A 1,443-nucleotide genomic window follows, 5' to 3' on the forward strand; every position below is an offset into this window, starting at 1 on the left:
TAACAAAATTTGGAGTCTTCACAGACAACAAAAAAGTAGGGTATTCTCGGGATTACGACACCACCAAGAAAGGACCCTACTCCATGACAACTAATACATTACACGAAGCAGGACTCTCAGATCTACTGGAAAATTTAGTGCGTGATTTTCTGAAAGACAAGTTGGAACTCATTATGAAAGAAGAAATTAAAAATGTACTTCAGGTCGAGCAACAGTCATCTGAACAGAAAAATTACCGTAACGGTTACTACGAGCGAACATTAGACACCCGCTATGGTCGAATCGATGATCTCCTGGTGCCCAGAGACCGAAACAATGAGTTTCAGACCCAGCTATTTGAACCTTACCAACGCCGCGAAGGATGGCTTGAAGAGGCGGTAATTCGGATGTACAAAGGCGGAATGAGTACGCGAGATGTTTCTGGCTTTATTGAAAGCATGTTCGGTGCCCAGTACTCCCCAACGACCATCAGCAACATCACAGGCACTGTTCTAGAGGATGTTGAAAAGTGGCAGAAGCGTCCACTTGAGAAGCGCTATTCAGTCATTTACCTTGATGGCCTGTACATCAAATTAAAACGTAGCACGGTAGATAGTGAAGTCATCTATTTAGCAATGGGCATTAATGAAGAAGGTTACCGTGAGATTCTTGGATTTTACATTGGCGGCAAGGAAAGCTCAAATGGCTGGCGAGATGTCCTAAAAGACTTGTACCGTCGCGGTGTAGAAGAAGTTCTACTAGGTGTGTTTGACGGGCTCCAAGGGCTAGAAGATGTCTTTAAAAAAGTCTATCCCAAAGCCGATGTCCAACACTGTATCGTACACAAAGTACGCAATACATTCCCAAAGATTCGCGTACAAGATAAAACCGAATTCATAGAGGATCTAAAAACAATCTACAACGCATTGGATCGAGTTGTAGCTCTAGCAGCATTCGACACCGTTAAGGCAAAATGGGGCAAAAAATACCCCAAAGAGCTTGATTCCTGGGAAGAGCAACTATCTACATTACTGACCTTTTACAACTACCCATCACTGATTAAAGGCGCTATTTACACATCGAATCCGATTGAACGAACAAACAAAGAATTGAGAAAACGACTACGTCCTATGAACAGTTTAACAAATATGGACGCTGCTGAGAAAATCGTTTACCTCGAAGTTCTGGCTTACAATGAAAAGTGGAACACTCGCGTTATTCGAGGGTTTGGAGATCCGGCCGTAAAAGCAAAATTAACTTCAATGTTTGAGGAGCGATATCCTTTTACTGACGATAAAGATATGGAATAAAAAAACCAGCTCCCGCGCCTGCGCTTGAGCTTCGCTCCAGAACCATCTAAAAAAGACTGAAAATTCAATTAACTGTTGCGTTAGACCTTAAGGATCTTAATTATCCATCGTCCCGATGGATAATCCTACATTACACAAACTTCTTGACGCTACC

Annotated in this window: 1 protein-coding gene; it reads left to right on the plus strand. The window is 42.4% G+C overall.

All coding sequences use genetic code 11. The features are described 5' to 3' along the window. Positions 1-83: 83 nt before the first annotated feature. Positions 84-1,289: an IS256 family transposase gene (locus tag A8708_RS00100; RefSeq protein ID WP_068661512.1), complete on the plus strand. Its 1,206-nt coding sequence runs from the start codon at positions 84-86 to the stop codon at positions 1,287-1,289. Positions 1,290-1,443 lie beyond the last annotated feature (154 nt).

This window comes from Paenibacillus oryzisoli, assembly GCF_001653565.1.
Lineage (GTDB): Bacteria > Bacillota > Bacilli > Paenibacillales > NBRC-103111 > Paenibacillus_E > Paenibacillus_E oryzisoli.